Annotated in this window: 25 protein-coding genes; 12 read left to right on the top strand and 13 right to left on the bottom strand. The window is 60.4% G+C overall.

What is annotated here, in order from left to right:
• Positions 1 to 194: 194 nt before the first annotated feature.
• The 3 genes from ACQZ5N_RS22455 to ACQZ5N_RS22465 all read left to right on the top strand — a co-directional run bounded on the left by ACQZ5N_RS22455 (position 195) and on the right by ACQZ5N_RS22465 (position 5,315).
• Positions 195 to 2,078, top strand: coding sequence for an MFS transporter (locus ACQZ5N_RS22455; protein ID WP_448734143.1), 1,884 nt, complete (start codon positions 195 to 197; stop codon positions 2,076 to 2,078).
• Between the two features lie 197 nt (positions 2,079 to 2,275).
• The gene (locus tag ACQZ5N_RS22460) at positions 2,276 to 3,850 is read left to right on the top strand and encodes a Re/Si-specific NAD(P)(+) transhydrogenase subunit alpha (protein ID WP_448734144.1); all 1,575 of its coding nucleotides are present in this window, start codon (positions 2,276 to 2,278) and stop codon (positions 3,848 to 3,850) included.
• A 19-nt stretch (positions 3,851 to 3,869) separates the two neighbouring features.
• Positions 3,870 to 5,315, top strand: coding sequence for an NAD(P)(+) transhydrogenase (Re/Si-specific) subunit beta (locus tag ACQZ5N_RS22465; protein WP_425646878.1), 1,446 nt, complete (start codon positions 3,870 to 3,872; stop codon positions 5,313 to 5,315).
• Positions 5,316 to 5,487: 172 nt separating this feature from the next.
• Here the strand turns inward: ACQZ5N_RS22465 and rutF are convergent, their stop codons facing one another.
• The 7 genes from rutF to ACQZ5N_RS22500 form a co-directional block, all read right to left on the bottom strand.
• The gene (rutF, locus tag ACQZ5N_RS22470; RefSeq protein WP_448734145.1) at positions 5,488 to 6,012 is read right to left on the bottom strand and encodes an NADH-dependent FMN reductase RutF; all 525 of its coding nucleotides are present in this window, start codon (positions 6,010 to 6,012) and stop codon (positions 5,488 to 5,490) included.
• A gap of 26 nt (positions 6,013 to 6,038) precedes the next feature.
• The gene (locus tag ACQZ5N_RS22475; protein ID WP_020810327.1) at positions 6,039 to 6,629 is read right to left on the bottom strand and encodes a malonic semialdehyde reductase; all 591 of its coding nucleotides are present in this window, start codon (positions 6,627 to 6,629) and stop codon (positions 6,039 to 6,041) included.
• A gap of 16 nt (positions 6,630 to 6,645) precedes the next feature.
• Positions 6,646 to 7,437 carry a pyrimidine utilization protein D gene (gene rutD / locus ACQZ5N_RS22480; protein ID WP_448734146.1) on the bottom strand — a complete coding sequence of 264 codons (792 nt, stop codon included), beginning with the start codon at positions 7,435 to 7,437 and terminating at the stop codon, positions 6,646 to 6,648.
• Between the two features lie 13 nt (positions 7,438 to 7,450).
• A complete protein-coding gene (rutC, locus tag ACQZ5N_RS22485; protein ID WP_448734147.1) occupies positions 7,451 to 7,837 on the bottom strand; it encodes a pyrimidine utilization protein C in 387 nt (128 codons plus the stop codon).
• Positions 7,838 to 7,862: 25 nt separating this feature from the next.
• On the bottom strand, positions 7,863 to 8,603 hold the full coding sequence (gene rutB / locus ACQZ5N_RS22490) for a pyrimidine utilization protein B (protein WP_448734148.1): 741 nt from the start codon (positions 8,601 to 8,603) through the stop codon (positions 7,863 to 7,865).
• Complete coding sequence (rutA, locus tag ACQZ5N_RS22495) at positions 8,600 to 9,691, bottom strand: pyrimidine utilization protein A (RefSeq protein ID WP_003492073.1); 1,092 nt, start codon at positions 9,689 to 9,691, stop codon at positions 8,600 to 8,602. The genes rutB and rutA overlap by 4 nt, the downstream gene beginning before the upstream one ends.
• A gap of 462 nt (positions 9,692 to 10,153) precedes the next feature.
• Entirely contained in the window at positions 10,154 to 10,765 is a 612-nt protein-coding gene (locus tag ACQZ5N_RS22500) for a biliverdin-producing heme oxygenase (RefSeq protein WP_003524196.1), read from the bottom strand.
• A gap of 307 nt (positions 10,766 to 11,072) precedes the next feature.
• On the opposite strand from ACQZ5N_RS22500, the gene ACQZ5N_RS22505 reads away from it, so the two are divergent.
• The 9 genes from ACQZ5N_RS22505 (at position 11,073) to ACQZ5N_RS22545 (ending at position 20,004) form a co-directional block, all read left to right on the top strand.
• Positions 11,073 to 11,957, top strand: coding sequence for a dihydrodipicolinate synthase family protein (locus tag ACQZ5N_RS22505; RefSeq protein WP_269829913.1), 885 nt, complete (start codon positions 11,073 to 11,075; stop codon positions 11,955 to 11,957).
• A gap of 21 nt (positions 11,958 to 11,978) precedes the next feature.
• Positions 11,979 to 12,635 (top strand): GntR family transcriptional regulator, encoded by a 657-nt coding sequence (locus ACQZ5N_RS22510; RefSeq protein WP_020810165.1) that lies wholly within the window; start codon positions 11,979 to 11,981, stop codon positions 12,633 to 12,635.
• A 105-nt stretch (positions 12,636 to 12,740) separates the two neighbouring features.
• The gene (locus tag ACQZ5N_RS22515; RefSeq protein ID WP_448734149.1) at positions 12,741 to 14,072 is read left to right on the top strand and encodes an ABC transporter substrate-binding protein; all 1,332 of its coding nucleotides are present in this window, start codon (positions 12,741 to 12,743) and stop codon (positions 14,070 to 14,072) included.
• Positions 14,072 to 15,010, top strand: a complete 939-nt coding sequence (locus ACQZ5N_RS22520; RefSeq protein ID WP_020810163.1) for a carbohydrate ABC transporter permease — start codon at positions 14,072 to 14,074, stop codon at positions 15,008 to 15,010. The genes ACQZ5N_RS22515 and ACQZ5N_RS22520 overlap by 1 nt, the downstream gene beginning before the upstream one ends.
• Positions 15,011 to 15,024: 14 nt before the next feature.
• On the top strand, positions 15,025 to 15,846 hold the full coding sequence (locus ACQZ5N_RS22525) for a carbohydrate ABC transporter permease (protein ID WP_031233854.1): 822 nt from the start codon (positions 15,025 to 15,027) through the stop codon (positions 15,844 to 15,846).
• A 30-nt stretch (positions 15,847 to 15,876) separates the two neighbouring features.
• On the top strand, positions 15,877 to 16,935 hold the full coding sequence (locus tag ACQZ5N_RS22530; RefSeq protein WP_448734150.1) for an ABC transporter ATP-binding protein: 1,059 nt from the start codon (positions 15,877 to 15,879) through the stop codon (positions 16,933 to 16,935).
• Between the two features lie 21 nt (positions 16,936 to 16,956).
• Positions 16,957 to 17,916, top strand: coding sequence for a sugar kinase (locus tag ACQZ5N_RS22535; protein WP_448734151.1), 960 nt, complete (start codon positions 16,957 to 16,959; stop codon positions 17,914 to 17,916).
• A gap of 142 nt (positions 17,917 to 18,058) precedes the next feature.
• Positions 18,059 to 19,117: a P1 family peptidase gene (locus tag ACQZ5N_RS22540; protein WP_448734152.1), complete on the top strand. Its 1,059-nt coding sequence runs from the start codon at positions 18,059 to 18,061 to the stop codon at positions 19,115 to 19,117.
• Positions 19,118 to 19,137: 20 nt separating this feature from the next.
• A complete protein-coding gene (locus tag ACQZ5N_RS22545; RefSeq protein ID WP_448734153.1) occupies positions 19,138 to 20,004 on the top strand; it encodes a D-amino-acid transaminase in 867 nt (288 codons plus the stop codon).
• Positions 20,005 to 20,011: 7 nt separating this feature from the next.
• On the opposite strand, the gene ACQZ5N_RS22550 is transcribed toward ACQZ5N_RS22545, so the two are convergent.
• The 6 genes from ACQZ5N_RS22550 to ACQZ5N_RS22575 form a co-directional block, all read right to left on the bottom strand.
• On the bottom strand, positions 20,012 to 20,908 hold the full coding sequence (locus ACQZ5N_RS22550) for a LysR substrate-binding domain-containing protein (RefSeq protein ID WP_448734154.1): 897 nt from the start codon (positions 20,906 to 20,908) through the stop codon (positions 20,012 to 20,014).
• An 84-nt stretch (positions 20,909 to 20,992) separates the two neighbouring features.
• Positions 20,993 to 22,504 carry a serine hydrolase domain-containing protein gene (locus tag ACQZ5N_RS22555; protein WP_448734155.1) on the bottom strand — a complete coding sequence of 504 codons (1,512 nt, stop codon included), beginning with the start codon at positions 22,502 to 22,504 and terminating at the stop codon, positions 20,993 to 20,995.
• A 242-nt stretch (positions 22,505 to 22,746) separates the two neighbouring features.
• The gene (locus ACQZ5N_RS22560; protein ID WP_448734156.1) at positions 22,747 to 23,487 is read right to left on the bottom strand and encodes an ABC transporter ATP-binding protein; all 741 of its coding nucleotides are present in this window, start codon (positions 23,485 to 23,487) and stop codon (positions 22,747 to 22,749) included.
• Entirely contained in the window at positions 23,484 to 24,314 is an 831-nt protein-coding gene (locus ACQZ5N_RS22565; RefSeq protein ID WP_448734157.1) for an ABC transporter ATP-binding protein, read from the bottom strand. Before ACQZ5N_RS22565 ends, ACQZ5N_RS22560 begins: the two co-directional genes overlap by 4 nt.
• A 3-nt stretch (positions 24,315 to 24,317) precedes the next feature.
• Positions 24,318 to 25,220: a nickel transporter permease gene (nikC, locus tag ACQZ5N_RS22570; RefSeq protein ID WP_059755113.1), complete on the bottom strand. Its 903-nt coding sequence runs from the start codon at positions 25,218 to 25,220 to the stop codon at positions 24,318 to 24,320.
• Positions 25,217 to 26,230, bottom strand: a complete 1,014-nt coding sequence (locus tag ACQZ5N_RS22575) for an ABC transporter permease (protein WP_167377540.1) — start codon at positions 26,228 to 26,230, stop codon at positions 25,217 to 25,219. Before ACQZ5N_RS22575 ends, nikC begins: the two co-directional genes overlap by 4 nt.
• Position 26,231: the final 1 nt, after the last annotated feature.

Here is a 26,231-nt window from a genome sequence, read left to right on the forward strand (position 1 = left end):
AAGACGTCAAATCGGCCTCGCGACATTTTCGGGACGCCTTGCATTAGACTAAAGTCATAATCCGAAAGCATCGCTCTTATTGCAGTTAATTTTCTGTCACTCTGACACTCCGCGCATTGCACCCTTATGGGGAGTCCGGAGGAGAGAGATGGGCTCCGCAATGCGCCAATTGGGACATCTGTGGAGGACAGACAATGGCAGATATTGCAGCCGTGAGCGGCGCCGCCCGTCCAATGACGGGTGAAGAGAAGAAGGTGATTTTCGCCTCTTCTCTCGGAACAGTCTTCGAATGGTACGATTTTTATCTGTACGGCTCGCTCGCGATCTATATCGGCGCGAACTTCTTCAGCCAATATCCGGAAACGACACGCAACATCTTTGCGCTGCTGGCCTTCGCCGCCGGCTTCCTCGTGCGCCCCTTCGGCGCGCTGGTATTCGGCCGTCTGGGCGACATTGTCGGCCGCAAATATACCTTCCTCATCACCATCCTCATCATGGGCGTTTCGACCTTCCTCGTCGGCGTCCTGCCCGGCGCATCGCAGATCGGCATTGCCGCTCCGATCATCCTGATCGTTCTGCGCATGCTGCAGGGCCTGGCGCTCGGCGGTGAATACGGCGGTGCGGCAACCTACGTCGCCGAACATGCGCCGAACGGCCGCAGGGGCTATTACACGTCGTGGATCCAGACGACGGCGACGCTCGGCCTGTTCCTGTCGCTGGTGGTCATTCTCGGCGTGCAGTTCGCACTCGGCAAGGAAGCCTTCGCCGCCTGGGGCTGGCGCATTCCCTTCCTCGTCTCCGTTCTGCTGCTCGGCGTATCGGTCTGGATTCGTCTGAAAATGAACGAATCTCCGGCCTTCAAGAAAATGAAGGAAGAAGGCAAGACATCCAAGGCGCCGCTCAGCGAAGCCTTCGGCCAGTGGAAAAACGCCAAGATCGCGCTCATCGCGCTTGTCGGCGCCGTCATCGGCCAGGCAGTTGTCTGGTATACGGGTCAGTTCTACGCACTGTTCTTCCTGCAGAGCATTCTGAAGGTCGACGGCCAGTCCGCCAATATCATGGTGGCGGCAGCACTCATCCTCGGCACCAGCTTCTTCGTCATCTTCGGCTGGCTTTCCGACAAGATCGGCCGCAAGCCGATTATCATGGCCGGTCTCATCCTTGCCATGCTGACCTACTTCCCGCTGTTCAAGGCACTGACATGGGCCGGCAACCCGGCGCTTGCACAAGCCCAGTCCAGCGTTCGCGCCACCGTGACCGCAGCCCCCGGCGACTGCAAGTTCCAGTTCAACCCGACCGGCACGGCGAAATTCACCACATCCTGCGATATCGCCACCTCGTTCCTGACGCGCAACTCCGTTCCCTATGACGTGGTTGCAGGAGCAGCCGGCCAGCCGGCCAGCATCAAGATCGGCGATGCGATCATCGCCAGCTACGACGCGGCCGCCGCCGGCGCGGATGCGGCAGCCAAGGACAAGGCCTTCCAGAAGCAGGTCAACATGGCGCTTCACGATGGCGGCTACCCGCTGGTGCGCGGCGCGGCACAGGTGCCGGACGCGAAACTGGATGCCTTCATTGCCGCAAACCCGGAGCTTAACCTCAATGCGGAGGCGGTTCGCGCTGCCGACAAGAAGATGGTCGCGACCGACAAGCTGGTGGCGGACAAGCTGCTGACACCGGCAGAAGCCGCAGGTGCGGCGGAAATGGCCGTCTACACCGTAGCCGGCGGCGGCACCTTCTCCATGGTGGCCGATCCGGCCGCCGTGAACTGGGTCGTCATCATCGCAGTCCTGACCGTTCTCGTCATCTACGTGACGATGGTCTACGGCCCGATCGCGGCCCTGTTGGTCGAACTGTTCCCGACCCGCATCCGCTACTCCGGCATGTCGCTGCCATACCACATCGGTAACGGCTGGTTCGGCGGTCTTCTGCCCGCCACCGCCTTTGCGATGAGCGCGGCGAAGGGCGACATCTATTACGGCCTCTGGTACCCGATCATCTTCGCGGGCATCACGCTGGTCGTCGGCCTGCTGTTCCTGCCGGAAACCAAGGATCGCGATATCCACGCCATGGATTGAGCCATACCCTGTTTGACATTTTCGGAACCCGGCGCCGAAGCGCCGGGTTCTTTTATTGCGCGGTACGTCCGCATATCGAACAAGACTGTCGCAGCGGGCTGTCATTCCGTCGCAGGCAAGACAAAATCAATATGGAGACAAAGCCCCCCTGAATAGGTTATGACCCCCCTATATTATCAGGCAGAGGGAGAGCCATTTTGAGAATCGGGACACCTAAGGAATTATATGAGGGCGAGGCGCGCGTCGGCATGACGCCCGACAGCGCCCAGGCATTGCAGAAACTCGGATATGATTGCATTCTTGAAACCGGTGCAGGCAAGGCGGCGGGTTTTTCCGACGACGCCTATCGCGCAGCCGGTGTAACGATCGTCGATAGCGCCGATGCGCTTTACGCCGGTTCCGACATCATCGCCAAGGTTCGTCCGCCGGAAACGTCGGAGATTGATCGCCTGTCTTCGGACAAGACGCTGATCTCGTTCTTCTATCCCGCCCAGAACAAGGACCTTCTGGAGCAGGCGAAGGAAAAGGGCGCAAATGTCATCGCCATGGACATGGTGCCCCGCATTTCCCGCGCCCAGAAAATGGACGCCCTGTCCTCCATGGCCAATATCGCCGGTTATCGCGCCGTGATCGAGGCCGGCAATAATTTCGGCCGCTTCTTCACCGGTCAGGTCACCGCCGCCGGCAAGGTGCCGCCCGCCAAGGTTCTGGTCATCGGCGCAGGCGTCGCCGGTCTCGCCGCCATCGGCACAGCCACATCGCTCGGCGCCATCACCTATGCCTTCGACGTTCGCCCGGAAGTGGCCGAACAGATCGAATCCATGGGCGCGGAATTCGTCTATCTCGATTTCGCCGATCAGCAGCAGGACGGCGCCGCCACCGGCGGTTATGCCGCCCCCTCCTCGCCGGAATTCCGCGAGAAGCAGCTCGAAAAATTCCGCGAACTCGCGCCGCAGATCGATATCGTCATTACCACGGCGCTCATTCCGGGCCGCGACGCCCCGAAACTGTGGCTCGCCGACATGGTGGCGATGATGAAGCCGGGTTCGGTCATCATCGACCTCGCCGCCGAGCGCGGCGGCAATTGCGACCTCACGGTTCCCGACCAGCGCGTCGTTTCCGACAATAGCGTCATCGTCATCGGCTATACGGATTTCCCGAGCCGCATGGCGACGCAGGCCTCGACGCTCTATTCCACCAATATCCGCCACATGATGACCGATCTGACGCCCGCCAAGGACGGCAAGCCGGTTCACAACATGGAAGACGACGTCATCCGCGGTGCGACGGTCACCTATCAGGGTGAAATCACGTATCCCCCGCCGCCGCCGAAAATTCAGGCGATTGCCGCGCAGAAGCCGAAGGAAAGAGCAAAAGAACTCACGCCTGAGGAAAAGCACGCCAAGGAACATGCGGACTTCAAGGCGCAGACGAAAAGCCAGGTCGGCCTGCTCGCCGTCGGTACGGCGATCCTGCTTCTGGTGGGCGCTTTCGCGCCGGCAAGCTTCATGAGCCACTTCATCGTTTTCGTGCTGGCCTGCTTCGTCGGTTTCCAGGTCATCTGGAATGTCAGCCACTCGCTGCACACGCCGCTGATGGCGGTGACGAACGCGATTTCCGGCATCGTCATCATCGGCGCATTGCTGCAGATCGGTTCCGGCAACTGGCTGGTGGTGATCCTCGCCTCGCTTTCCGTCCTGATCGCGACGATCAACATCGTCGGCGGTTTCCTCGTGACACGGCGCATGCTCGCCATGTTCCAGAAGTCCTGAGCCGTGTAGGGGACATTCAATGACCATTGGTATCGTTTCCGCGGCCTATGTTGCCGCAGCCGTTCTTTTCATCCTTTCTCTCGGTGGCCTTTCCGGACAGGAAAGCGCAAAACGCGCCGTCTGGTACGGCATTGTCGGCATGGGTCTCGCCATCGTCGCCACCGTCTTCGGCCCTGAGATCAGCAAGGGCGTCGGGCAGTGGCTCGTGGTGCTGCTGATGCTGGCGGGCGGCTCCGTTCTCGGCTATTTCGTCGCAAGCCGCGTGCAGATGACCGAAATGCCGCAGCTTGTTGCAGCCCTTCACTCCTTCGTCGGTCTCGCCGCCGTCTTCATCGGCTTCAACGCCCATATCGAGGAAGCGCATGTCGCCTCGCTCGATGAGGCGGCGCGTTCGTTGCTAACGGGCTTTTCCGCCATTCTCGCCCACAAGACGCCGGTTGAACTGGCGATCATGAAGGTCGAGGTCTTCCTTGGCGTCTTCATCGGTGCGGTCACCTTCACCGGCTCCGTCGTCGCCTTCGGCAAGCTTGCCGGCAAGGTGGACGGCAAGGCGAAGAAGCTGCCGGGCGGGCATCTGCTCAATGCCGGCGCTGCGATCCTGTCGCTCGTGCTGCTCATCATGTATTGCAACGGCGCCGGCGCGTGGACGCTGGTGCTGATGACGCTGGCCGCCTTCTTCATCGGTTATCACCTGATCATGGGCATCGGCGGCGCCGACATGCCTGTCGTCGTTTCGATGCTGAACAGCTATTCGGGCTGGGCGGCGGCGGCAATCGGCTTTACGCTCGGCAACGATCTGCTGATCGTCACCGGTGCGCTGGTCGGCTCCTCGGGTGCGATCCTCTCCTACATCATGTGCAAGGCGATGAACCGCTCCTTCATCTCGGTCATCCTCGGCGGCTTCGGCGGCACGACGGGCCCAGCGATGGAAATCGAGGGCGAGCAGGTGGCGATCGACGCCGAAGGCGTGGCGGCCGCGCTGAATGACGCCGACAGCGTCATCATCGTTCCCGGCTACGGCATGGCGGTGGCGCAGGCGCAGGCGGCGGTCTCCGAACTGACCCGCAAGCTGCGCGCCGACGGCAAGACCGTGCGCTTCGCCATCCACCCGGTCGCAGGCCGCCTTCCCGGCCACATGAACGTGCTGCTGGCCGAAGCCAAGGTGCCCTACGACATCGTGCTGGAAATGGACGAGATCAACGACGATTTCCCCAATACCGACGTCGTCATCGTCATCGGCTCCAACGACATCGTCAATCCGGCCGCCCAGGACGATCCGAACTCGCCGATTGCCGGCATGCCGGTTCTGGAAGTGTGGAAGTCCAAACTGGTCATCGTCTCCAAGCGCGGCCAGGGCACGGGTTACTCCGGTATCGAGAACCCGCTGTTCTACAAGGACAATACCCGCATGTTCTACGGCGACGCCAAGAAGTCGATCAACGATCTTCTACCGCTGATCAAGTAAATGAAAAGGGCGTTTCCGGGAAACCGGAAACGCCTTCGAATTTCTGAGAAACGACGATACGTTTCGTCCGTCATGCCGGACTTGTGCGGATGCTACGGCCGCGCCAAACGGAACCGTTTCGCGGGACTTTGTCGATAGACTGCCGCCACTTCCAACTTTCAAAAGACCGCGCTCAAAGCACCCGGTAACGCCGGTTGAAATACATCAGCGCCTCATCGCCTTCATTGATCTTCATATCCACGACATCGCAGATCAGAATATCATGCGTGCCGCCGTCATGCGCCTCGCGGATGCGGCAGTCGAAAGAGACAAGCGCGTCCTCGAGAACCGGAGCGCCGGTTTCAAGCACACCCCAGCTCCCGGCGGCGAAACGCTCTTCCGCCGGCGTCTTGCCGCCGAAAAGCGTGCTCAGCACCTCGTGATGGGCGGCGAGCGTGTTGACGCAGACGACGCCATTGGCCTTCACCACCCTGTAAGCGGAAGAATTGCGGTTGAGGCAGATAAGAAGCGTGGGCGGATTGTCGGAAACGCTGCAAACCGCTGTCGCTGCAAAGCCTGCACGGCCTGCCGCCCCGTCTGTGGTGACGATATTGACCGCCGCACCGAGCCGCGCCATGGCGTTTCTATAATCGAGGCTGCGCTGCTGTGCAGTCTTCGTCTCCATTTCCGCTTCCTTTTCAAGAGACATCATCTGCATCTAACCCATCCTTCCTTAACAGGCCATCAAGCCAGCACACAGGCGTCTTCGAAGCCAAGGCGGGGCAACCGTCCGAAAAGCTTCGACGGATCGCCATAGCCGAGATTGATCAGGAAATTCGACTTCCACGTCGTGCCTGCGAAAAACGCCGTATCCACCTTGCCTTTGTCGAAACCGGACATCGCCCCGGTATCCAGGCCCAAGGAGCGGGCTGCAAGGATGAGATAACCCGCCTGCAGCGTGGCATTGCGGAACGCCGTTTCCTCGGCCACGGCCGGGCTGGAGGTGAACCACGAACGGGCATCGGCATGCGGAAACAGCATCGGCAGTTTCTCGTAGAATTCGCGGTCGATGGCGGCGATCACGGTGACAGGTGCTGCCATGGTCTTTTCGAGGTTGCCCGAAGAGAGCGCCGGCCGCAGTTTTTCTTTCGCTTCCTGGCTGCGCACGAACACGAAACGCCCCGGCGAGCAATTGGCCGAGGTCGGACCCATCTTCGTCAGATCGTAAAGCTCTCTCAGCGTCTCGTCGCCGACCGGCTTGTCAGCCCAGCCATTATGGGTGCGCGCCGCGGTGAAAAGTGCTGCAAGTGCCTTGTCGTCAAGTGCTGTCGTCATTGTCCTAAAAATCCCGTCAGAATGTTCGTGTTGCCGGTAGCAGAAACTGCAAAAGCCGAGCGTTGAAAAGGTCAGCTTCGGTAATATTGACCGCATGCGCCCCGAAATCGAGAAGGCAGAGTTCGCCATGCGGCAAACCCTCAACGAGACGCAGGGAGCGGGTGTAGGGCACCAGAAGATCGTCTTTCGTGCCCACCACCAGAACCGGATTGCCGATCTCGCCGAGGCGGGCATCCACATCGAAGGCCCTCAGCGCCGCGATGCGCCGAAGCACATTCGCCCTGCCCTGAAAATGGGCGACGCCATGGGCATCGTCCCGCGCCAGCCGCTCCTGATGTTCCGACATCCACGCGGCCGGATAAAGAAACAGCGGCTGGGCTTTCACGAAAGCCTCGACGCCGGATTTCTCCAGAAGCTCGATCCGCACATCGAAGCAGCGCCCGGAATGCGGATCGGCCTTGCTCCAGGCATTGATCAGCACGAGCCTGTCGATGAGACCGGGTTGGCGCAGCGCGATATCGAGCCCGATCAGACCGCCAAGCGCATGACCCATGAAGTGGAATTTCTCGAGGTTCAGCGCCGAAGCGATTTCCAGCACATCATCCGCCATCGCCGATATGCCGCCCTCCAGCGGCACCTCGCCGCCGGTCCTGCCGGTTCCGCGATGGTCGTAGGTGACGATCCGGAAATGATCGGAAAGGGCTTCGATCTGCGGCGCCCAATAGGCGCCCGATCCGCCCAGCCCCGATGACAGCAGGATTGTGGGCGCCTCAGGATCAGTCCGGCCATGAACCTCGAAATGCATCATCTGCCGTTTCGCCCTATTTGCCGATATGGGCGACGGTGGCGATTTCCACCAGCGCGTCGGGCTTCACAAGGCCGCACTGAATGCAATAACGCGCCGGCTTGTCGCCGGGGAAATATTCTGCATAGACCTTGTTAACGGCCTGGTAGTTGGCCCAGTCGGTGATGAAGATATGGTTCATCGTCACGTCCTCCATCGTGCCGCCGGCGGTCTCGATGACGGACTTGATGGTCTCCAGAACATGGCGGGTCTGCGCGCTCGCATCGCCCACATGCACGACATTATTGTCCTTGTCGAAAGGCAGCGTACCGGAAACGTAAACCACGCCATCGGCAAGGGTTCCCGGCGAAAAGGGAGCGATGGGTTTGCTGGTGCCGGCGGGCACGACGATCTTCTTCGGCATTTCGTTCTCCTCTTGTGGTTGGATATCAAGCGCTGACGGGTGCGGCCTGCGAGATGACGCCGCAGAAATCATTGACGGTGGCGACCCAGCCGAAAAATTTCTCGACATTGTAGACCGTCGCCTGCTGGATATAGTCCGGCCCGAGATGATGCGTGGCATCCTCCAGCATCACCCCGAAATATTCGAGATGGAAGGCGTCGCGCAGCGAGCTTTCCACGCAGACATTGGTGGCGATGCCGACGAAGACCAGATTGCGGATGCCGCGGGCGCGCAGCACGCTATCCATATTGGTATTGAAGAACCCGCTGTAACGCGTCTTCGGCACCAGAATATCGCCGGGCTGCGGCTGCAACTCGTCGACGATGGCATAGTCCCACGTCCCCTTGGCCAGCAGCTGGCCCTGTAGCTCCGGCCTCTTGCGCATGGTCTTCAGGGCATTGGACTTATGCCAGTTGGGCGAACCCGGGCCGCCCGCCTCGACATAGTCCTTGTCCCAGCCATTCTGGAAATAAATGACCTGAACGCCCGCCGCCCGTGCCGCATCCAGCGTCTTCTTGATGTTGGCAATGGTGCCCTTGGCCCCTGATATATCGAACCCGGCAAGATCGACATAACCGCCCTTGGTCGAATAGGCGTTCTGCATGTCGACCACGACCACGGCGGTCTCGCTGGGTTTCAGGGTGATCGGCTCCGGCCTTGCGGGAAGCGTCACGCTTTCCGAACGGCTTTCCGGCCCCTTGTAACCCGCCACGACGGCTTCACTCATTCCGCAGCCTCCAGTGCAGCCTGAACATGCGCGCGGCTCTTCATCAGCGGCTGCACATATTTGCCGAATTTCTCGACGCCTTCGAGGAAGTCGTCGAAGGTCAGCATCACGCCGCCCGTTCCCGGCACTTCGCTCATCTCGTCCAGCATGGCCGCCACTTCCTCATAGGAGCCGATCAGCGTTCCCATGTTGATATTGACCGCCGAGACGGGATTGGACATGTGCCGGACATTGGTGTCGGAGCCGGATTTGGTGTCGACAGCGCTTTGCAGGCCGAGCCACTTGATCGCATCCTCATCCGCACCGGCCTTGTAGTGCTCCCATTTCGCCCAGGCATCCTCCGATTTTTCCTCGGCAAGCACCATCGTCAGCACGACGGATTTAACCTCGCGGCCGGTCTTTTCCGTTGCCGCCAGCAGCCGCTCGTTGGTGGGCGCGAAAGCTTTCGGCGTATTGACGCCGACACCGAAGCAGAAGCTGTAATCAGCGAACTTGGCCGAAAACGCCATGCCGGAATTGGAAGAGCCGGCGCAGATGAGTTTGACGTCGCCCTGCGGCACCGGCTTCATGCGGCAATCATCCATCTGGAAGAACTTGCCCTTGTAGTCCGACTGACCCTCCGTCAGCAGCTCTTTCAAGATGGAGGTATATTCGCCGAGATATTCGTAGCGGTCACCGAAATAATCGTCGCCCGGCCAAAGGCCCATCTGGCTATATTCCGGACGCTGCCAGCCGGTAATCAGGTTGATGCCGAAACGGCCGCCGGAAATGGAATCGATGGTCGTCGCCATGCGAGCAACGATGGCCGGCGGCATGACCAGCGTTGCGGCCGTGCCGAACAGCTTGATCTTGGAGGTGACGGCGGCAAGGCCCGCCATCAGCGTGAAGGATTCCAGATTATAGTCCCAGAATTCGGTCTTGCCGCCAAAACCGCGCAGCTTGATCATCGAAAGAGCGAAGTCGAAACCATATTGCTCCGCCTTCAATGTGATGGCCTTGTTCAGGTCGAAGCTCGGTTTGTATTGCGGCGCGTTTTCTGACAGCAGCCAACCATTGTTCCCGATCGGGATAAAAACACCAACTTCCATCTTGCTGTTCCCTTTTTTGCATCAGGTGTCTCCTGACTTGGCAAAAGAGTAGCAGGTTCTGTGCCAGACCAAATAAAATAATTTTATCAAATGGATAAAATTTTGGAGGCGAATTATTTTTACCAAAAGATAAAAATTTTATCATTTGATAAAATTATTTGCCTGTTTATTCGGCAAATATCGAACGCAATCTGCGGGAAATGGGCGGCTCTTACATCGGTCTTGGAGCGTCGTACAAAATCCGGAAGCTCTTCTCCGTCATGCCGGACTAGATCCGGCATCCAGCCACGGCGCGTCTGCGCCGTGAGGAATGAGTCTTTTGCGATCAAGGACTTGATCGCGCTGGACCCCGGATCTAGTCCGGGGTGACGCCGCGAGGGTGCTAAAACCCGGCCAAACATCCATGCACACGCAGCATTCCAAGCGCTCTCAGAGGAGTTGCCGCAAAGCTATGCCGAAATCTCAGACGAGGCGCTGCCGCGCATAAGCATGTACGGCCCGGAAAGCCGCTTCCGCACCGGCGATGACCCGCTCTTCCTCTTCGACAGTCAGCGAAATTTCATCGAGCGCGGCGGTAAAGGTGCGCCAGTGCAGGCCGCGTCCTTCCGGAGCACCGGCCAGATGGCGTGCCCCGAAGTCTTCATTCAGACCAAGCTTGGCCGCATCCTTCAGCAGGAAAGCAGCGCCCAGATTGGAGCCTTCAACCACATAAAGCCAACCCATGGCCTCGGGCAGATCGAACGGCGTTTCACCAGTAAAGCGCGGCTCGGCCGTTTCGGGAATGGAAAGGCCGAGATCGGCGAGGTCCTGTTCGATCATGGAGAGACGGCGGCGGCCCTTGAGATCGGGAAGCAGACCATCGAGCGTCGCATTGGAAAAGAAGACATCGAGGTCACGATGGAAAAGATATTGCGTTTCCACGAATTTGCCGAAGTTCTCCCGGCTCTCGAACGGCTTCGATGCCATGATGAAGGCATCGAGATCGCCATGCGCGCCGCGCGTCGCAGCTTTCAGGCGCTTGACGCGGCTCTGCTCAATGTCTGCTACAGGCGCTGACGGCTCCGCAATGGTCATGATAATGGTCCCTTTATCCCTAATATTCAGATTGCTGATAAAAATCTTTACTCCAACAGTCAAATTTTATTTTCGCATTTATCCGTTCGCCCTGCAAAGAGCATAAGCCCACTGTCGCCACGGTAAAGCGGCATCCCTTCAACCGGCACAACCCTTCCATCCCAACGCCTCGCAACGTTGCCGCCCAAGGCACGACGAAGCGAATTCCTCGATTCCCATCTTCCGAACAATCAAACTGCAATTACCTCTTTACAACTAACATGTCAGCGCGTTATCAATGCGCAATCACCTTCGAGGAGCATCTTACTTGACCCAGAAATTCGGCCTTTCGGCAGCCCTGACCACCCCTTTCAAAAAGGACGGAACGGTCGATATCGACGCCATGATCGCCCATGCCCGACGCTGCCTCGCAAATGGCTGCGACAGCGTGACACTCTTCGGCACCACGGGCGAAGGATGCTCCGTCGGCAGCCGTGAACGGCAGGTCATTCTTTCCCGCTTCATCGAGGCGGGCGTTGCGCCTTCCCGTCTGGTCACTGGCGTTCTGGTGGATTCCATCGAGGATGCGGCCGAGCAATCGGCCGAGGCCCTGAAGGCAGGCGCCCGCAATATTCTTCTTGCTCCACCCTCCTATTTCAAGAATGTCGGCGATGACGGCCTGTTTGCCTGGTTCTCGGCGGTGTTCGAAAAGATCGGCAAGGGCGCTCGCGACATTCTCGTCTACAACATCCCTTCCGTGACCATGGTGACATTGTCGGTCGAGCTGGTGGGACGGCTGAAAAAGGCATTCCCCGGCATCGTCACCGGCGTCAAGGATTCCTCCGGCAACTGGAGCCATACCGAGCGCCTGCTGAAAGAACATGGCGATCTCGCCATCCTGATCGGCGATGAGCGCGATCTGGCGAAGGGTGTCCGCCTCGGCGGCCAGGGCGCGATCTCCGGCGTCGCCAATTTCCTGACACAGGAAGTCCGCGCCATGGCCGTCGATGGCAAGGACGACAAGCGCGTCGAAGATCTTGTTGTGGAACTTCTGAAATTCCCGGTTACGCCAGCGGTCAAGGTGCTGGTATCACACACGACAGGAGAAAATATCTGGGCGGATGTACGCGCGCCGCTCGTCGCCATTTCGGCTGAAGACCGGCGGCGGATCGAAGGCGCATTCGACGCGCTGTTTCGCAAACAGGCCGCCTGAACAGACCTTGAAAGGTTGAGCATGGAAGATACCGGCGAACAGACATTGCGGGAACGGGCGTATGAAAGCTTTACGCATCACCTTCTCTCGCGCGACGTTCGCCCGGGGCAGTTCATCTCGCAACGCCGCCTCGTGGAATTGACGGGTCTGCCGCTGGGGGCGATCCGGGAGGCCATTCCACGGCTGGAGGCGGAAGGTCTGATTAAGACCGTGCCGCAACGGGGGTTGCAGGTCGCCCATATCGACCTCAACCTTATCCGCGAGGCGTTCCAGTTCCGCATCTTTCTCGAAAAGGAGGCCGTGGCGCTCTTTACCCGCTCGGCCTCCGACGAGGCCATCGCAAAGCTTTTAAAACAGCATCGCGATATTGCCGAAGCGGCTGAAAATGGCGGGGAATCGCCGGAACTGGACGAACATGCGCAGCAGGTGGACTGGGGCATGCACGATGCCTTCATCGATGCGCTCGGCAATTCGATCATCTCGAACGCCTATCGGGTCAATTCCATCAAGATGCGCCTCATCAATCAGGAGCGCTTCCGCATTGCCGGCCATGTGAAGTCGGTGATGAAGGAACATCTCGCCATTCTAGAGGCCATCGAGCGGCGATCCGTCGAAGACGCCGTGGAGCGGCTGACCGCCCATATCCGCAACGCAAGGGACAGGGCGCTGGCGGTTTAGGGCAATTCCGGCAGGGACTGAAGAGGGTCCTGCGCCGGGATTGCAGGAAAATAAGCAACAAGCCGGGGTGAGGAGAATTTCCGGCTAATCTGGAGGAGAACTGACATGACGCATTCATTGCTCAACCCCACGCGTCGCGCCTTTCTGGCAGGCACGGCGGCGCTTGGCGGCGGCGCGATGCTCGGCATTCGCCCGGCATCGGCAGCGGTGAACTGGAAAAAACACGCCGGCACCACGCTTGAGGTCAACCTCGTCAAAAGCCCGCGCAGCGAAACGCTGATCAAATATCTCGGCGAATTCGAAGAGCTGACCGGCATCAAGGTCAATGCCGAAGCAACCCCGGAACAGCAGCAGCGCCAGAAGGTCGTGATCGAGCTTTCCTCCGGCAAGCCGAGCTTCGATGTGGTGCATCTGAGCTATCACGTGCAGAAGCGCCAGTTCGAAAAGGGCAAATGGCTTGCCGATATCAGCGGCTTCCTGAAGGACCCATCGCTGACCGATCCGTCGCTCGTCGAAAAGGATTTCGCCGAAGCCGGCATGTTGTTTGCCAAGGATAGTGACGGCGTGCTGCGCTCGCTGCCCTTCTCCGTGGATTACTGGATCGTCTACTGGAACAAGGAACTCTTCGAAGCCAAGGGCCTGAAATACCCTGAAACCTTCGAGGAATTGGTAACCGCGGCGGAAAAGATCACCGATCCCGCAACCAACACCTACGGTTTCGTGGCGCGTGGCCTGAAGAACGCCAATACCCCGGTCTGGACCTCGCTGATGCTGGGTTACGGCGCAAAGCCCATCGGCGCGGATGGCAAACTCGTTACCGAATCCAAGGAAGCGGTGGAAGCGGCAGCGCTTTACCAGCGCCTGATGACCAAAGCCGCCCCTCCCGGCGTCTCCGGCTTCAACTGGGCGGAAGCGCAGTCGGCCTTCCTGCAGGGCAAGATCGGCATGTGGTTCGATGGCGTCGGTTTTGCGCCGCCAATCGAGAACCCGGAAAAATCCCGCGTGGTCGGCAAGGTCGGTTATGGCGTCATGCCGAAGGGTCCTGCAACCCAGGCCGCCGGCACTTTCGGCGATGGTCTTGGTGTTGTCGAAGCCAGCAGCAAGAAGGAAGCCGCTTACCTCTTCTGCCAATGGGCGATCTCGCATGAAATGGGTGCACGTCTCCTGCAGGCCGGTGCCGGCGTTCCCTTCCGCCAGTCCATCCTCGAAGACCAGAAAGTGCGCGAAGGCGTGAAGATGCCGGCCGCCTGGCTGGATGCGGTCGTCGGTTCCGGCAAGGTCTCGCAGCTTGCGCTGCCCGTCATCATTCCGGTGACGGAATTCCGCGACATCTACGGCGTCGGCCTCACCAACATGATCGGCGGCGCAGACCCCGCAGCCGAACTCAAGAAGGCGACGGAACAGTTCGCACCCGTTCTGGCGCGTAGCGAGGGATAATGGCCTCCGTGAGCATCGAAAACACCAAAACAGGCGCGAGCCGGAGAGAAGGGAGCAGGCCGGCAAGGCTTGCTCCCAACTACTGGCCCTTTGTCATACCGGCACTTGTCGTCATATCAGCGGTGATCGTTTTCCCATGGGTCTTTACCCTCTGGATGAGCGCACATCGCTGGACGCTCGGACAGGAGCAGAGCTTTATCGGTTTCGAGAACTATATAAGGCTCGCCAGCGACGCCCGGTTCTGGGAATCGCTTTGGCACACGCTCATCTATACCGTGCTGTCGGTCGTCGCCCCACTGTTCCTCGGAACATTGGCGGCGCTGGTTTTCGATGCGCAATTTCCGCTGCGCGGTTTTCTGCGCGGCGTCTTCGTCATGCCGATGATGGCGACCCCGGTCGCCATCGCGCTCGTCTGGACCATGATGTTCCACCCACAGCTCGGCGTCCTGAATTATCTGCTGTCCTTCATTGGCATCGGCCCGCTGGAATGGATCTACAACCAGTCCACCGTCATTCCTTCGCTGGTGCTGGTGGAAACCTGGCAATGGACGCCGCTCGTCATGCTGATTGTGCTCGGCGGGCTGGCCGCAGTTCCCCGCGAACCCTATGAAAGCGCTGAAATCGACGGCGCCAATGCCTGGCAGAAGTTCCGTTACCTGACCATGCCGATGATCGCGCCGTTCCTGATGATCGCCGTCATCATCCGCTCCATCGACGCCGTGAAAAGCTTCGACATCATCTATGCGATGACTCAAGGCGGACCCGGCACGGCGTCCGAAACTATCAATATCTACCTCTACAATACGGCCTTTGCCTATTACGACATCGGTTACGGCTCGGCCATGGCCGTCGTCTTCTTCATCATCATCGTGGCGCTCTCCTTCGTGCTTTTGATGGTGCGCCAGCGTTCGCAATGGAACGAGATGGAGGATCGCTGATGAGCCGCCAGATTCTGAAACGCAAGACGCTCGATCGCATCGGCCTGTTCTTCGTAGCGCTGGTGATGATCTCGCCGGTCATCCTGTTCTTCATCTGGATGATCTCGCTGTCGCTGAAATATGAAATCGACAACGGCGCCTATCCGCCGATCCTCATTCCCGAACGTTTCGCCTGGTCGAATTATGTGAAGGTGTTCGAGGAGAATAATTTCTTCCTCTATTTCTGGAATTCGGTCCTCGTCACCGGTGCCGCCACCATTCTGGCGCTCGTCATCGGCGTGCCCGCCGGTTACGGCATCGCCCGGCTTAAGGCGGAAAAATCCGCCGTCGTCATCATGATCGCCCGCATGACGCCCGGCCTCTCATTCCTCATTCCGCTGTTCCTGCTGTTCCAATGGCTGAACCTCTTGGGCACGCTCTGGCCGCAGATCATCATCCATCTGGTGGTGACGGTTCCGATCGTCGTCTGGATCATGATCGGTTATTTCGAAACCACGCCGAAGGAACTGGAAGAGGCGGCAAGCATTGACGGCGCGTCCTCCTGGCAGGTGTTCCGGCTGGTGGCGCTGCCGATTGCCAAGCCCGGCATCGTCGTCTCCTTCATCCTCGCGGTCATCTTCTCGTGGAACAACTTCGTCTTCGGCATCGTGCTGGCCAGCCGTGAAACGCGCACCCTTCCGGTCGCGGTCTACAACATGCTGTCCTTCGAACAGGTGAGCTGGGGTCCGCTTGCCGCAGCCGCGCTCATCGTCACGCTGCCGGTGCTGCTGCTCACAATGTTCGCGCAGAAACAGATCGTGGCGGGCCTGACCGCCGGCGCCGTCAAGGGCGGCTGAACCAAACAAATTATAACGGGAACCTTTACAATGGCACCGGTCAACATTCTAAACGTCCAGAAGCGCTTCGGCGCGGTTAACATCATCCACGGCATCGATATCGACATCAAGGACGGAGAATTCGTCGTGCTCGTCGGCCCTTCCGGCTGCGGCAAATCCACCCTGCTGCGCATGATCGCCGGGCTGGAAGAGCTGAGCGACGGCGAAATCCACATCGGCCCGCGCGAGGTGAGCCACCTGCCCGCCCGCGACCGCGATATCGCCATGGTCTTCCAGAACTACGCGCTTTATCCGCACATGACGGTGAAGGATAATATGGGCTTCGCGCTGAAGCTGAAGAAGGTGAGCGCCGAGGAAACCAAGGCCAAGGTCGACAGGGCCGCCGCCATTCTGGGACTGGAAAAGCTGCTGGACCGTTATCCGCGCCAGCTTTCCGGCGGCCAGCGCCAGCGTGTCGCCATGGGCCGCGCCCTGGTGCGCGATCCGCAGGTCTTCCTGTTCGATGAGCCGCTCTCCAACCTCGATGCCAAGCTGCGCGTGCAGATGCGCGGCGAGATCAAGGCCATGCACCAGCGCATCGGCACGACCACCATCTATGTCACCCACGATCAGGTGGAAGCCATGACCATGGCCGACAAGATCGTGGTGCTGCATGACGGCGTCATTGAGCAGATCGGCGCACCGCTGGAGCTTTACGACAATCCCGCCAACCTCTTCGTCGCCGGCTTCATCGGCTCGCCCGCCATGAATTTCATTCGCGGCCGCGTCGAAGAAGGTGTGTTCCGCACGGCGAAAGGCCTCAGCCTGCCGCTGCCCGCCAATGCCGATATCGGCAAACTGGGCGGCCGCGACCTCGTCTACGGCGTGCGGCCGGAACACATCCGCGCCGCTGAGACCGGCATCGAAGGCCGGGTAGAACTGGTCGAAGGCACCGGCTCGGAAATCTACGCCAAGCTGAACTGCAAGGGCGACGAGATCGCCTGCCTGTTCCGCGAGCGCCTCAATGTCCGCTTCGGCGATGCGATCCACATTGCCATCGATCCGGCAACCGTGCATCTGTTCGACAAGGACAGCGGCAAGCGTATCTGAGGCGCAGCGGGAGCGAAGAGAATGACGAGGGAACAGCGAGGCAAACATGTGCTGTGCGTCGGAGCCGCCGTGCTCGACACCCTGTTTCGCGTGCATGAGATGCCCAAGGGCGAAGGCAAGGTTCTGCCCTACGAGATGTTGCAGATCGCCGAAGGCATGGCGTCGAGCGCCGCCTATGCCGTGCATCGCATGGGCGGCCGCGCCAGCCTGTGGGGTGCACTGGGCGATGACGAGACCGGTACCCGCATCCTGCGCGATCTCGCCGAAAGCGGCATCGATGTTGCCGGCATGACCATCGCCACCGGTGCGCGCTCGGCACTCTCGACGATCATCATCGATGACCGGGGAGAACGGCTGATCGTGCCTTTTTACGATCATCGCCTGCATGAGAAAAAACGCTCCTGCACGCCGGAAGACCTTGCCCCGTTCGATGCCGTTCTGGTGGATGTTCGCTGGCCGGAACTGGCGCTCGATGTGCTGACTGTGGCACGCACTCTGGGCAAACCAGCCATTCTGGATGGCGACGTTGCACCCATCGAAACCCTTGAGAAGCTGGCCCCCGCCCCAACCCATATCGTCTTTTCCGAACCCGCCGCCGCCCGGCTGACGGGCATCGAAACTGTAAAAGACATGCTACCGGTGCTACACGCCCGCTATCCGCAAACCTTTATCGCCGTCACCGCCGGACCGGCGGGCTGCTGGTGGACGGAGGCCGGCGATCCGACCGTGCATTTCCAGACGACGATGCAGGTTAAGGCAGTGGATACGCTGGCGGCGGGCGACATCTTCCACGGCACCTTTGCACTGGCGATGGCTGAGGGGATGGAAAGCCGTGCGGCCATCCGGCTCTCCTCCGTTGCCGCCGCGCTGAAATGCACGATCTTCGGCGGCCGCATCGGCGCACCCACGCGCGAAGAGACCGAGGAAGCCATGCGGCAATGGCTGGAGCGTGAAGGCGAACCCGCGCTGCGCGCCTCCTGAGCGCATCCATTGCCCGCATAAAACTATTCCATTTTTGCGATGCCGTTTCGCGGAGAACTAGGCTAACGTTCGGACAGGCAAAGCTTTTCGCAAGCCGCGCCCGCTCCAATTTCAGCCTGCATTCCGCAAAAGTGATCGCCCGATGCATCAGACGACCCGCCCGAGACTGCGCGATATCGGTTTCCGGCCCGGCCATTTCGAGACCGGCCCGCTCAACGCCATCACCGATGTCGAAGGCGTGAGCATCGGCCATTCGACCGTCATCGAAGGCGAGACGATCCGCACCGGCGCAACCGCGATCCTTCCGCATGGCGGCAATCTGTTTCAGGACAAGGTGCCTGCCGCCTTCGCCATCTATAACGGCTTCGGCAAATTTGCCGGCTCCACCCAGATCGAGGAACTCGGCGAACTCGAAACACCCATCATCCTCACCAACACGCTGGCGACAGGCCGGGCCATTGAAGCGATCAACCGCCATACGCTGGCGCAGCCGGGCAATGAAAAGGTGGTGTCGATCAATGCTGTCGTCGGAGAGACCAACGATTCCCGCCTGAACGACATCCGTGCCGGCCGCCCGACGGTCGATGAAATATCAGCCGCGTTGGCAAATGCTGCAACAGGCCCGGTGGCCGAGGGCGGCGTGGGTGCCGGAACCGGTACGGTCGCCTTCGGCATGAAGGGCGGCATCGGCACCGCATCCCGCATCGTCACCATCGCCGGAACGACCTATACGCTCGGCGTTCTCGTACAGTCCAACTATGGCGGCCATCTGCTGATCTGCGGCAAGCCCTATGTCAGCCCGGAGCATAAGGACAAGGACGGCTCCATCGTCATCGTGGTCGCGACCGACGCGCCGCTGTCGTCCCGCAATCTGAAGCGTCTGGCCGCCAGAAGCTTCGGCGGGCTGGCCCGCACGGGTGCCGCACTCAGCAATGGTTCCGGCGACTACGCACTTGCATTTTCCACCGATGAGCGCCTTCGTCGCACGCCCGCGCGCCGCAAGGCCGTCGCAGACTATCCAGAACTTTCCAACGATGCGATTTCGCCGCTCTTCGAAGCCGCGATAGAGGCGACGGAGGAGGCGATCCTCAATTCGCTCTGCGCGGCCAATACGACCACGGGCTTCAATGCCGGCACCGGCAAGGCCTCCACGGTCGAGGCCATTTCCATCGACGCCCTTAAAACCCTTCTTTCAGCCTGACTTTTCCAGACGGAGTTTTCATGACTAGCCAATCCGGTCGCATCGTTTACGTCAACGGCGAATTCCTGCCCGAAGCGGACGCCCGCCTTTCCATCTTCGACCGCGGTTTCCTGTTCGGCGACGGTATTTATGAAGTCACCTCGGTTCTGGAAGGCAAGCTGATCGACAGCGACCTGCATATGGCCCGGCTGGAACGCAGCGCCCGCGAAATCGACGTGCCGCTGCCGGTCACCACGAAAGAGATCGTCGAGGCCGAGCGCCGCCTGATCGCCGACAACAACCTCGTCGAAGGCATGATCTACCTGCAGCTGACGCGTGGCGCCGAAGACCGCAACTTCCTCTTCTCCGCCGATCTGAAGCCGACGCTGGTCATGTTCACCCAGGCCAAGAAGCTGATCGGCACACCGGTCGAGGAAGCCGGCATCGCTGTCAAATCCGTTCCCGACCAGCGCTGGGAACGCCGCGACATCAAGACCGTCTGCCTTTTGCCGCAGGTCATGGCAAAGCGCATCGCCAAGGCCGAGGGCTGCGACGAAGCCTGGATGATCGAGGATGGTTTCGTCACCGAAGGCGCATCTTCCACCGCCTATATCATCACCGGCGACAAAAAGATCATCACCCGCGGCAACAGCAACAAGACCCTGCCCGGCTGCACCCGCCTCGCCGCCCTGCAGCTGGCCAGGGAAGCCGGCTTCACGCTGGAAGAGCGGCCCTTCACGCTGGAAGAGGCGCTGAATGCCGATGAAGCCTGCCTGACCAGCGCCTCCAACTTCGTGGTTTCAGTGACGAAGATTGACGGCAAGCCGGTTGGCAATGGCAAGCCCGGCCCGCTCGTCAGCCGTCTGCGCGCGCTCTATCTGGAAAACGCCCGCCGCACAGCGATTTAAGCAAGCATCAGCCTTCGAGAACCGCCCATATACGCTCGACCACGGGCCGGCGGTTCTCCTTGGAACGATAGAGCCGGATATCGACGGCAATATCGAAACTCTCATCGGCGGCACGCACCAGCGCGCCGCTATCCAGCTCCTGCCGCATCAGACTTTCCGGCACCCAGGCGACACCCCAGCCGGCCATCGCCATGGCTTTCAGCCCCACCGACATGCTGCCCTCATGCACCCGCTCGAATTGCGGCAGGCGCGCGCTGAGCAGATCGCGCAGCAACGGCCCGAAGAACGAGGCCTTTTCATAATCCAGATAGGCGAAGGGTTTTCGCGCATTTTCCACGAGTTCATGCAGCGGTGAACCATCTTGCGCCGGCGCGGAAACGGGAATGATGTTTTCCGCACCCAGCACGCGGAACTCGAAGGTCTGCGCATCGAGCAGCATAGGCACTTCGGGATGGGCATAGGTCAGAAGGAAATCGCTCTGCCCGTCCACCAGCGAATTGAGGTTTTCCTCCATGCTGCCGGAATCGGGCCTCAGCACAGAAAACAGCGGTCCCGCCTTTTCGTTCACCCGTTTCAGCCAGTCGGGAAAGAAGGTGAAGGACAGGGTATGCAACGCCGTCAGCCGCACCGTCCTGGCATCGGCCCCCTCTTCCTGAAGAAGCGTGCGCCGGGCATGATAAAGCTGCTTCAGCGTCTCCTGCGCCACCGGCACGAATTTCACACCCGCTTCGGTCAGCCGGGAAGGATAGGAGGCGCGGTCAACCAGCGTCGCGCCCACCCAGGCTTCCAGCTGCTTGATGCGCCGGCTGAAGGCGGATTGCGTCACATGCCGCTCATCCGCCGCCTTCGAGAAATTGAGCGTTCCGGCCAGCGCCAGGAAATCCTCGAGCCATTTGACTTCCACGGCTCACACTCCCACCAACAATATCCTATCCGTTCATTCGGAAAGCGTCTTTATTAGGAGCAATGGGATGTGAATGAAACTCTTTTAAAGAGCCCTTGAATATTCGATCATCCGCGCCCGGCTGGAAACCAGCTCGATCCGGTCATCGCCCAGACGATTGAGGCAGACGCGCTTCGTCCACGGCCCGTCAATCAGCGTGAAGAGGAAACGACCATTACCGAGCGCCTTCAAGGGCATGCTGCGACGCGTCGGGCCGATGCCCATCATCAATGAGGAGCCGCTGATCGAAAATTCGGCGCCCTCATCGGAGCGCCACGACCCCGAAAGATCATCCGGCACCGCATGATCGCCGACCGGCAGGAAACGGCGGGCGGCGTGACCGGCCTCACCGACAATCGCACCGCCCTCAAGCCTCAAACGCATGGGCGACGATGCCGAACGCGACGATACCCAGCCATCGACATCTTCATAAAGCGTATCGTCACCATCGATGAAGGTGGATGTGCTGCCCTTGATTTCCAGCCACCACGGCCCGCTTTCGGTCACGTAAAGGCCTTCCGGCAGGCTGGCGGCGGGCTTGGGCAAAGGCAGGCCGGTGAGAGCCGCCATGCTTTCCAGCGCGGTCTTGAAGCCGTTGGTATCCTCACGGTTCGACACCACGACGAAACCCGTGCCGTTTTCCGGATCGAGCAGGAAATAGGTCTTGTATCCCGGATGCGAACCGCCATGACCGACGAAGCGCCTGTCACCGAGATGCGACCAGCGCAGGCCGAGGCCATATTCGCTCATTCGCCCATCGGCCAACGAACGTTCAGCAGAAAGCTTGTCGAGAACACCCGCAAAACTGCCCTCGCCCCGCATCAGCCCCTGCAGCCAGCGGGTCAGCGCTTCGGCGCTGCCGGCAAGGCTCCCCGAAGCGGAAATATGCAGACCGGCGGCCGAAAGCTGCCAGTTGTCTTCGGCTTTCCAGTAACCCGGCACGAGGCCATCGACCGGATCGTTCCACACATCCGGCGCCTTCAGGAACACGCCGAAGGGGCCGGCAATCTGCGTCTGCACGAAATCGTCAAAACGGAAACCCCGGCGCTCCAGCGCCGCTTCCACCAGACGATAACCGGTATTGGAATAGGACACCTCGCTGCCGGCATCGAAATTCAGCCGGGTCGACCGCGACAGGTATTCGAGAAGCGGGCCGGACTTCGTCTCAGTGTAAACGGAAAGACCGAGCAGCGAGAGGCATTCGCGCGTATCCGGCAGGCCTCCACTCATATCCAGCGCCTGCCCCACCGTCACCTCACGGAGCGGCGATTGCAGCTCCGGCAGATGCTTGCCGAGCGGATCGTCCAACCCGATCAGATGGGAATGGGCAAGCACCATGGCGCAGAAAGCGTGTTTGGTGACGGAGGCATAACGCACCACGCTCTGCGGCGTGAAAGGTGCGAATGTCGAAAGGCTCTCGACACCGCCCGCATGGGCGAAACGGATACCGTTGAGATCGAAACCGATGACCGCTCCACCCGGCTCATTGCCCCCCCATTGCGAGACGAAGCTCTCTGAAAGGGTTGAAGCGGCGTTCCAGTCGAATTGCTGTGGCATGGTTCGGTCTCGTGTCTCTATTGCAGCGCGCGAGGACAACGGTTTTGTCACCGGCATCGCCGCTTGTTTCTTCTCCCCGAGGGGGAGAAGGTGGCCCGAAGGGTCGGATGAGGGGGCGACGTTGCCGAATTTCGGAGAGCTTGCCCCCTCATCCCGCTGCCGCGACCTTCTCCCCCTCGGGGGAGAAGAAGCGAGCGGCACCCCGCTCGATCCATGTGTAACGGAGGCTAGGTGACCGGCCGTCAGGCCGGCTCTTCCAGCCGGATGCTCAGGCTGCGCAGCTCTTCCGTATGCGGATGTTTCGTGCGGCCCTCACGCAGATCACCCGCACTCAGCTGCTCCACCATTTCCCCGTTCAGCATCACGCCAACCTGCGGGCACAGATGCGCGATAACAGCCAGATTGTGGCTGACGAGAATATAGGTGAGGTTGCGCGCGGCACGCAGGTCCTGCAACAGGTTCAAGATTTCCGCCTGCACGGACACATCGAGCGCCGAGGTTGGCTCATCGAGCAGCAGCACCTGCGGATCGGCAATCAACGCACGCGCAATCGCCACACGCTGGCGCTGCCCGCCGGAGAGCTGGTGCGGAAAACGGAAACGCACCGCCTGCGGCAGCGCCACATCGGACAAGGCCTGCTGGATGCGCTTTTCGATATTGTCCATGCCGTGCACCAGCGGCAATTCGCTGAGAATGCGGTCGATGGTCTGGCGCGGATGCAGCGACCCATAGGGGTCCTGAAACACCATCTGCACCTGCCGGAAGAATTCCGGCGTGCGACGCAGCGGTGCATCCTTGCCGGCAAAGGCGATGTGGCCTTCCCAGCTTTCATTGAGGCCGGCCATGGCCCGCAGGATGGTAGACTTGCCGGAGCCGCTTTCGCCGACGATGCCGAAGCTGCCACCCTTCTCAACCGAAAAGGAGACGCCTTTCACCACTTCGCGGTCGCCGAACTTGATACGGAGATTGTCGACGTCGATCATTGGCTGGACCACGCTGCATCACGGTTGAGAACGGGAAGACGCTCGCGCGGATGCGTCAGCGAGGGAATGCAGTTCAGCAGTCCCTGCGTATAAGGATGTTCGGCTTTCAGAAGCTCGGAAGCCTTCAGCTCCTCCATCACCCGGCCGGAATACATCACGGCCACGCGGTCGCAGAAATGCGAAACGAGCGGCAGATCATGGCTGATGAGGATGAGGCCCATGCCGCGTTCCGACACCAGCTCCTCGATCAGCCGCAGGATTTCCGCCTGTACCGTCGCATCAAGCGCGCTGGTCGGTTCGTCGGCGATCAGCAGTTCCGGATCGGGCGCGAGCATCATGGCGATCATCACGCGCTGGCCCATGCCGCCGGAAACCTCATGCGCATAAGAGGAAGCGACCTGACGCGGATTGCGGATCTTCACCTGATCGAGCAGCGCGATGGCCGCTTCCATGGCCGCGCGCTTGCTGCCGCCCTTGTGGGTGCGCCAGGCTTCGGCCACCTGCGCGCCGATGGTCTTCACCGGGTTCAGCGAATATTTCGGATCCTGCAGGATGAAGCCGGCCCGCTTGCCACGGATCTGGCGCATCTGCCTTTCGCTGGCAGACAGCACATCGATGCCGTCGAAGGCGAGCTTGTCGGCTCGGATATCGGCATTGGAGGGCAGAAGCTTCATCAGCGCGCGCGCCGTCAGGCTCTTGCCGGAACCAGATTCGCCGACGATGCCGAGCTTTTCTGTGCCGAGCTTCATGGAAACACCACGCACCGCCTCGAAACGGCTGGTGCGGGTCTGGAATGCGATCTTCAGATTTTCGATTTCGACCAGCATGGCTCAATGTCCCTTCGGGTCGAGAACGTCGCGCAGGCCATCTCCAAGGAAGTTGAAGGCGAGCGAAACGAGGAAGATGGCGATGCCGGGAATGGTGGCGACCCACCATTGTTCGAAGATGAAGCGCTTGGCGGTGGCGATCATCGCGCCCCATTCCGGCGAAGGCGGCTGCGCACCCATGCCGAGGAAGCCAAGGCTTGCGGCGGTGATGATGATCGAGCTCATGTCGAGCGTGATGCGCACGATAAGGCTCGGCACGCAGAGCGGCGCAATGTGACGCGCAATGATGCGCCAGGCGGAAGCGCCGGTCAGGCGATAGGCCGCGACGAAATCGCTGCCGCGCACCGTCATGGTTTCGGCGCGGGCAAGACGCGCATAGGGCGGCCATGCGGTGAGCGCGATGGCGAGAATGGCGCTTTCGACACCCGGCTTCAGCGCCGCGACGAAGGCAAGCGCGAGGATGAGGCGCGGGAAGGCCAGGAACACATCCGTTACCCGCATCAGCACCGTATCGACGATACCGCCGAAATAACCGGCGATGCAGCCGATGGCGAGGCCGATGGGCGCCACGAGAACGACGACGGCGATGACCATGCCAAGCGTGACTCGGCCGCCATAAAGGATGCGCGAAAGAATGTCGCGGCCAAGCTCATCCGTGCCGAACCAGTGCTCGGCACTTGGGAAGGCAAGGCGATTGCCGAGGTTCTGCGCGGCCGGATCATAAGGCGCGATGAACGGCGCCAGCAGCGACAGCGCGATGAAAACGACGATGATGGTCAGACCGATCACCGCCAGCGGGTTGGACTTGAGGTTCAGCCAGATGCGATACCGGTTTCCCCAGGCAGCCTGTGTGCGGGAATGCGGCGTCTCATCCAGAGCCCAGTTTCTGAAATTAGCTAACATCATCGAACGCGGGGATCCATTACTCGGTAAAGCACGTCTGCGAGCAGGTTGAGGCCGACATAGATCAGGCCGATCAACAGGGTTGCTCCGACGACGGGGTTCATGTCCGCGTTCATGAGCGAGACGGTGAGATATTGGCCAAGGCCCGGCCAGCTGAAGACGGTTTCCGTCACCACGGCACCTTCGAGAAGGCCGGCATAGGTGAGCGCCAGAACCGTGACGAGCTGCACGGCAACCGTCGGGAAGGCGTGTCCCCAGATCACGGTCATGGCCGAAAGCCCCTTGGCACGGGCGGTGATGACATATTCGCCCTTCAACGCGTCGATCATGAAGGCGCGCGTCATGCGGGTGATATAGGCCATGCTGAAATAGGCAAGGATGCAGACCGGCTGCACCATATGGGCGATGGCGTCGTAAAAGGCGTCCCAGTCACCGGCAAGCAGCGTGTCGACCGTCATCAGGCCGGTGACCTGCGTGATCATGCCGTCATAGATGATGTCCTGCCGGCCCGGTCCGGGTGCGACGCCAAGAGTGGCGTAAAACACCAGCAGCGAAATCAGCGCCAGCATGAAGACCGGCACCGAATGGCCGGCAAGGCAGACGACGCGGATGATCTGGTCCGTCAGCTTGCCCTGCTTCACCGCGGCCCAGACGCCGAGCGGAATGCCGATCAGGGCTGCAAGAATGAGCGCTGCCGTGGCAAGTTCGAACGTGGCGGGGAAGACACGGGTAATATCCACCCAGACCGGATTGCGGGTCAGGATGGAATTGCCGAAATCACCGTGCAGGACCTGCGAGACATAATGGAAGAACTGCACGACCAGCGGCTGGTCGAGGCCCATTTCCGCACGCACGCGCACGATGACGTCTTCAGGCGCGTTGTCGCCGACCGCCGCGATGACGGGATCGACAGGCATGACGCGCCCGATCATGAAGGTGATGACCATCAAACCGAACAGCGTCAGGATGACGCTGCCCAGTATCGACGATATGCTTTTGACGCGCTTGTTCAAT

It is taken from the genome of Agrobacterium sp. 22-221-1, from assembly GCF_053522445.1.